General features: G+C 68.9%; 5 protein-coding genes. 4 read left to right on the top strand and 1 reads right to left on the bottom strand.

Going from position 1 to position 7037, the window contains the following annotated elements; all coding sequences use genetic code 11:
* Positions 1-374: 374 nt before the first annotated feature.
* Positions 375-1388: a LacI family DNA-binding transcriptional regulator gene (locus BW737_RS15155; protein ID WP_086616058.1), complete on the bottom strand. Its 1014-nt coding sequence runs from the start codon at positions 1386-1388 to the stop codon at positions 375-377.
* A 125-nt stretch (positions 1389-1513) separates the two neighbouring features.
* Between BW737_RS15155 and BW737_RS17115 the strand changes: the two genes are divergently transcribed.
* From BW737_RS17115 to BW737_RS15140, 4 genes are all read left to right on the top strand, one after another.
* Entirely contained in the window at positions 1514-2131 is a 618-nt protein-coding gene (locus BW737_RS17115; protein WP_218961947.1) for a sugar-binding domain-containing protein, read from the top strand.
* The gene (locus tag BW737_RS15150; RefSeq protein WP_218961946.1) at positions 2098-4602 is read left to right on the top strand and encodes a glycoside hydrolase family 2 TIM barrel-domain containing protein; all 2505 of its coding nucleotides are present in this window, start codon (positions 2098-2100) and stop codon (positions 4600-4602) included. Before BW737_RS17115 ends, BW737_RS15150 begins: the two co-directional genes overlap by 34 nt.
* A gap of 4 nt (positions 4603-4606) precedes the next feature.
* Positions 4607-5077, top strand: a complete 471-nt coding sequence (locus BW737_RS15145; protein ID WP_086616057.1) for a NanQ anomerase/TabA/YiaL family protein — start codon at positions 4607-4609, stop codon at positions 5075-5077.
* A gap of 142 nt (positions 5078-5219) precedes the next feature.
* The gene (locus BW737_RS15140) at positions 5220-6710 is read left to right on the top strand and encodes an amino acid permease (protein WP_086616056.1); all 1491 of its coding nucleotides are present in this window, start codon (positions 5220-5222) and stop codon (positions 6708-6710) included.
* Positions 6711-7037: the final 327 nt, after the last annotated feature.

Raw genomic sequence — 7037 nt, 5'->3', positions numbered from 1 at the left:
GGCCGCCACTTCCCCGGAGCTTCTCAGCCCGGCGGGGGTGTGCTTCCAGGTCGGAGGGGTTATATGAGTCCTGCCGCCGGACGGTGCCGGTCGCGAGGGTTGGGGAGCCCAAAGACCGACACCGCCACCGAGAACCACGAGGGTACATGGGAGCCCACGCTGGTCCGCTCCGGCGAAGGAGGCGAGAGCCCCCGGGAGATGGGAACCCCGGGCCGGCTCCCCTCAACGCCACGGGCCGTGGGGCCGGGAGAGACAACCCGACCCCACCGGCCAAAACACATTTCAGCAGCCCTCACTCGACAGCGAGAAGGTACTTTCGGCTGCGACTCGTCGGCGGCAGCGCCGGGCTCATGTCCCGGACCGTCCTTGTACCGTCACACCGTGCTCCGCTCCACCAACTCCATTTCCATGACCACTGTTTGAGGCGCCTCGCCCTCGATCATCGCCAGCGCCAGCTCGGCCGCGCGCTCCCCCTCCTCACGCAGCGGCTGATGCACCGTGGTGATTCCCGGTTCGTACTGCGCGGCCAGAGGGTGATCGTCGAACCCGATCACCGAGATCTCACCGGGAACATCTCTGCCCGCATCGCGCAGCGCCTCAATGACGCCGACGGCTATGCGGTCCGAACCGGCCAGCACCGCATCGAATTCAATACCGGAGGCCAGTAGGCCGCGCATGGCACGGTGTCCGCCGAGCTGATCCCAGCCGGTGTGTACGATCCGATCCTCGCTCAGGCGTTCGCCGAGCACACGCCGATAGCCCCTGATGCGGTCGGCGGAGGCGGGGTTGTCCGCCGGCCCCATGATGCACACGACCTCGGTCCGACCCGCCCCCACGAGAGCCTGCGCGGCCAGAGCGGCGCCGTCGACGTCGTCGGAGTAGACGGTGGAGAAGATCCCCCGGTATGGGTCGCCCTCCAACTGGCCGCACAGCACCACGGGCACGGGCAGATCGACCAGCCGGTCAAGCAGCTCGCCGCCCTCGTAGGGGGTGATGACGACGACGGCATCCACCGCACCCCGCCCGATGTGCTCCAGCACACGCTCGCGCTCCGCGGGCGTGGCCGCCTCCAGGATCATCGGCAGATTCGGCCCGTCCGCGAGTCGCGAGACAATCCCCTCGCACAGGCGCGCGTAGGTGGGGTCGGTGAACAGCTCGGCGAAGGGATCGGTGAACAGCAGGGCGATCGCCTCGGAGCGCCCCACAGCCAGCGCCCGCCCCCGCCGGTTGACGACGAATCCCGTCTGCTCCACGGCGCGCATGACGCGCTCGCGCGTGGCCGGCTTGCACTTGGGGGAACCGTTGAGCGCACGGGAGACCGTCGACGGCGCCACGCCCGCGGCGCGGGCGACGTCGGCGATGGTCACGCGCCTGCCCGGAGATGTCACGGGCCCATCCTGCTAGAACATCTCGATTCTTGCATCCCACTTGCATCGGCGGGCGGGGCGCCCTAGATTGTGGAACCGCTTCCACAAGAGCGTGGAAGCGGTTCCACAAATCAAGGAGCACGTCAATGGCGCATGCGAACGACTGGGAGAACCCGGGTCTGCCCCACCGGCACCGCCTGCCGGCACGGGCCTACTTCTTCGGATACGACTCCCCCGAGGCGGCCGCCACCCGGGACCGGGCGCGTTCCCGGGGATTCACGGACCTGAGCGGTCTGTGGTTCTTCCGCCTGTTCGACTCCCCCCGCCGGGTGCACGCCGAGCACCTGGCCTTACCCCACCCCGAATGGGGGCGGGTTCGCGTCCCTCACCTGTGGCAGGTGGACGGATACGGCCCCCTGCAGTACACCGACGAGGGCTTCCCCTTCCCGGTCAAGCAGCCCCTGGTCCCCTCGCACAATCCGACGGGCGTGTACCAGCGCGAACTGCTCCGCCCCGTCCTGGCCCCGGGCGAGCAGGCGGTACTGCGCCTGGACGGGGTCGACTCCTACGCCGAGATCTACCTCAACGGCGAGTTCGTCGGCATGACCAAGGGCTCCCGGCTCAGCGCCGAGTTCGACGTGACCGAGCTGCTGACCCGGCGCGCGAACCTGCTGTCTGTCAAGGTTCAGCAGTTCAGCGACGGCACCTACGTGGAGGACCAGGACATGTGGTGGCGTCGGGGATCTTCCGCGACGTCTACCTGATGGTCCGTCCGTCCGCACGGCTGGAGGACTTCCAGGTCACCACGCACCTGACCGACGACGGCGGCGCCGACGTAACGGTGGCGGTGCGCACCCGCGCCGTCCGCGACGTCCGCCTGACGCTGATCGGCCCGGACGGCACCCGCCTGGAGAGCACCGCCGCCGACGACGCCCCCGGCACCCTGCACGTGCCCGAGGCGCGCACCTGGAGCCCCGAGTCCCCCGTCCTGTACGACCTGGTCATGTCCGTGCACGACGCCGACGGCGCCGTCGTCGAGACCGTGCCGCACCGCCTGGGCCTGGCGGAGTTGAGCATCGTAGATGGCAGGCTGCTGCTGAACGGCGCCTACTTCAAGATGCGCGGGGTCAACCGGCACGACCACGACGACCGTCGCGGCCGTGCTGTCGGCATGGCACGGGTGCGCCGCGATCTGGAGCTGATGAAGCTGCACAACATCAATGCGGTGCGCACCTCCCACTACCCCAACGATCCGCGCTTCTACGAGATGTGCGACGAGCTGGGTCTGCTGGTGTTGGCCGAAACGGACCTGGAGACCCACGGCTTCGAGAACACCGGCGACATCGCGCGCATCACCGATGACCCCGCCTGGGAGCCGACCTTCGTGGACCGCATCGAGCGGCTGGTGATCCAGGAGCGCAACCACGCCTGTGTCGTGGCCTGGTCGCTGGGCAACGAGTCCGGATTCGGCTGCAACATCCGCGCCATGTACGCCCGCTGCAAGCAGCTGGATGCGCGGCCGGTGCACTACGAGGAGGATCGCGACGGCGAATGCGTGGACCTGATCTCCACCATGTACTCGCGCGTGTCGCAGATGAACGACTTCGGCGAGCACCCGCACCCCAAGCCGCGCATCCTGTGCGAGTACGGGCACGCGATGGGCAACGGGCCTGGCGGCCTGGCGGAGTATCAGCGGGTCATCGACCGCTGGGACTCCATCCAGGGCCAGTTCATCTGGGAGTGGTGCGACCACGGACTGGCAGCCATGACCGAGGACGGCCGCGAGTACCACACCTATGGCGGTGACCACGGCGACTACCCGAACAACTCCAACTTCTGCATCGACGGGCTCATCTTCCCCTGGCAGGAGCCGAGCCCGGGCCTGACCGAGTACAAGCAGCTGCTGTGTCCGCTCGGGGTGGGTTGGGATGACGGCGAGCTGCGGGTACGCAACGGCCGGTTCTTCACCGACGCCTCCGACATCGTCCTGGACCTGGAGCGGGTCGTCGACGGCGTCGCCGAGCCGCTGGGCCGTCTCACACCGGGGCCGCTCGCACCGCAGCAGGAGATGGGCACGGCGCTGCCCGTGCCTGTCGAGCCGGGCCGCTCCACCCACCTGCGGGTGCGCGTGCGCTCCACCGCGGCAACAGCCTGGGCGCCGCGGGGCCACGAGCTGGGCGTCTTCCAGTTCGTCGTCGCCGACTCGACCGGTCCCGACGCCGCCGCCCACCTGCGCACGGAGGCCTCCCGGATGGAGGTGCGGGCGAATGACGACGAGCTCGTCATCTTCGGAGTGGATCAGGAGCTCCGCTTCGACATCGTCACCGGCGCCCTGACCTCCTGGGTGCGTGGCGGCAGACCGGTGCTGGCGGCACCGCCCGCCGTCGGCTTCTGGACGCCGCTGATCGACAACCACCAGCAGGAGGCGGATGCGCTGTGGACCGGCCGCAACCTGCAGCTGATGCAGACCTCCACCCGGTCGGTCGTGCTGCGGAGGGAGGAGAACGCCGCCGTCGTGGAGGTGGCGCAGATCATCGGTCCGCCCGCGCAGGAGCTGGGCTTCGAGGTGGACCTGACCTACACGATCACCGGCTCCACGGTCAGCGTCGGCGCCGTCGGCCGCGCCTACGGCGAATACCACGACATCATTCCGCGCATCGGCCTCACCTGGGAGGTCCCCGGCTCCGCCCATCGGGTCGAGTGGCTGGGGCTGGGCCCGGGCGAGAACTACCCGGACTCCCGCGCGGCCGCCGTCGTGGGCCGGTGGAGCACCACCGTGGAGGAGATGCAGACCCCCTACGTGGTGCCGCAGGACTGCGCCAACCGGGGCGGGGTGCGCTGGCTAACGCTCACCGACGCCGACGGCGCGGGCCTGGCCGTGGCCCGCACCCCGCTGCGGGGCGCCTGCGAGCCGCCGGAGGACTTCGACTTCTCGGTGTGGCCGTGGACGTGCCAGGACATCGATGCCGCCCGCCACCGCACCGACCTGGCACCTCGGGAGAACGTGACCGTCAACGTCAACCATCGCGTGCTCGGACTCGGCTCCAACTCGTGGGGCTCGGAGGTGCTCGACACCTACCGGATCCGACTGGAGGACTTCTCCTTCTCCTTCGATCTGATCCCCCTGGACGCCGACGGGGTGGCCCCCGCCGGAGGGGCCGGTGAGTCCGCGTCCGGCCTGCCCGGGACGGGCACAGCACCCAAAACCCCCACAACCCCCGGAACAGGAGCGTGAACCGATGCGGCTCTTCCCCGATCTCGACTCACTAGCCCGCGAGCGCGGGGCCGCCAAGAAGTGGCTGCGGACCTGCCAGGCGATCGACCACCTGCCCGCGCTCCGGCCCGCTGTGGCGTACTCGGTGGGCGATTCCCTGACTTACTGGAAGGACTCGACCCAACGCCTGCTGGCCGCCTGGGGCGTAGGCGACGGCCTGGTGGCCTCACGCCGCTATCTGAACGTGCTGCACGCCGTCGACGCCGATCTGACCGTGCAGGTGGTGCCGGTCGCCGTCGCCCCCGTGCGCACCCCCTACGACGACCTCACCGACAGGGAGGTGCACGAGCCCGCCGAGTCGCTGCGGACGGTGACCGTGCCCGCCGGGGGAATCGGCGTGGTCGACGTCTCCGAGGCGTTCCGGCTGCTTCCCGGCAGCGGCGACGCCGCCATCATCCGCGTCACCGTCGAGGAGGCCTCCTTCCCCAACAAGTAACCGAACCGAGGCGCCGTCGGCGCCGTGCACCCACCATCCAATCAACCGCAAACCGCACGATTCATGTGCGCGCCGCCGGGATCGCAGCGTCGTCACCGGCCTGAGAGCGCACACGAGTCTGCACGAATCAAGGGACTGCACCATGTCTTCGTCTTCCGAAACTCGGGCGCGGATCGGCCAGTTCGCGCTGCTCACCATGACGGTCTCGGCCGTCTTCAACATCCGCAACGTCATCAACAACAACGTTGCGATCGGCCTGGCGTCAGCGCCGGCCTTCTTCCTGGCCACACTGCTGTACTTCGTTCCATTCACGCTGATCATCGCCGAGTTCGTGGCCATGAACCGGTCCTCGGAGTCTGGGGTCTACCAGTGGGTGAAGACCTCCATGGGCGGGCGCTGGGCCTTCATGACGGCGTTCTGCTACTGGTTCGTCAACCTCTTCTACTTCGCCTCCCTGCTGCCGCTGATCCTGGTGTTCACCTCCTACCTGCTGACCGGCGGGGACAGGGAGATGTCCCCCTGGATGATCACGGCGCTGTCCATCGCGATCTTCGCGGTGGCCACCTGGGTATCAACCAAGGGCGCGAAGTGGATCGGCACCATTACCTCGATCGGCGCGTCGGCGGTGCTGGTACTCACGGGCGTGTTCATCGTCGCCTCGCTGGCGGCCCTGATCGGCGGCGTGGAGCCCGCCTCCCCGATCACCCTGCGGGCACTGCGGCCGGACACCTCCTCCTTCGCCACCACCTGGGCCTTCCTCGGGACCCTGGCCTGGATCATCCAGGGCGTGGGCGGCGCCGAGTCGGTGGGCGTGTTCCTCAACGACCTGCGCGGCGGCGTCAAGGCCTTCGTGCGCACGATCGTGGCGGCGGGCCTGATGATCGGCCTGCTGTACGCGGTGGCCTCGCTGCTGATGAACGTGTTCGTGCCGACAGGCGGCCTGGACTACTCCAACGGACTGTTCGTGGTGATGGGGGCGGTCGGCGAGCACTTCGGGGTGCCGGCGGCGATCACCTTCCGGGTGGTCGGGCTGGTACTGCTCGCGGCCACGCTCGGCTCGCTGCTGATGTGGACCTCGACACCGGTGAAGATCTTCTTCTCCGAGATTCCGGCGGGTGTGTTCGGCGGCAGGCTCGTGGAACTGAACCGGCAGGGCATTCCGTGGCGGGCGGCCTGGCTGCAGTTCGCCATTGTGGTGCCGATCCTGATCATTCCGGCGCTGGGATCGAGCAACATTGATGATCTGCTGGGCATCGTCATCAACATGACGGCGGCCACGGCGTTGATCCCGCCGCTGCTGATACTGCTGGCCTACCTGGTGCTGCGCCTGCGCTACGACGCCGCACCCCGGGAGTTCCGCATGGGCTCGCGGCCGGTGGGGCTGGCGATCACGGTGTTCCTGCTGGCGGTGTTCGCCTTCGTGTTCGTGGCGGGCACCACGCCGCTGGACCAGCCGCTGTGGCTGACGCTGGTTTACAACGTGGGCGGTGTGGTGGTGTTCCTCGGCGCGGCGCTGGCCTGGTACCAGCGCTACATCGACAGGCTGCGGGCACGCGACCCGCGGGCGGCCCGGACCGAACTGGCTCCGTCGTCCAGGACGCGTGAGCAGGAGGCCGCGAACCGGAGGTCATAAGTGGACGACGGCGGGAATTCTGCCGCCGCCGATCTACTACGACACGGCCTCAAGGCTCTACTACGAGCTTTTGCACCCTGGTGTACGGCAATTCGCCGTGCGCCAGGGTGCAAAACATCGCAGCAGAGGGCAAAGGCTCGCAGTACACCCGCCCAAGCACACCCATCCAGCACCACGGGGCGGCCCACGGGGGCCGGTACACCAGGGCCGGGCTCGGCTTGCCCGCATGGCCGCCACTTCCCCGGAGCTTCTCAGCCCGGCGGGGGTGTGCTTCCAGGTCGGAGGGGTTATATGAGTCCTGCCGCCGGACGGTGCCGGTCGCGAGGG

Source organism: Actinomyces ruminis, assembly GCF_002154335.2.
GTDB lineage: Bacteria > Actinomycetota > Actinomycetes > Actinomycetales > Actinomycetaceae > Actinomyces > Actinomyces ruminis.
Note: the sequence above shows the minus strand (reverse complement) of the source record. Positions and strands in the feature narration are given on the sequence as shown.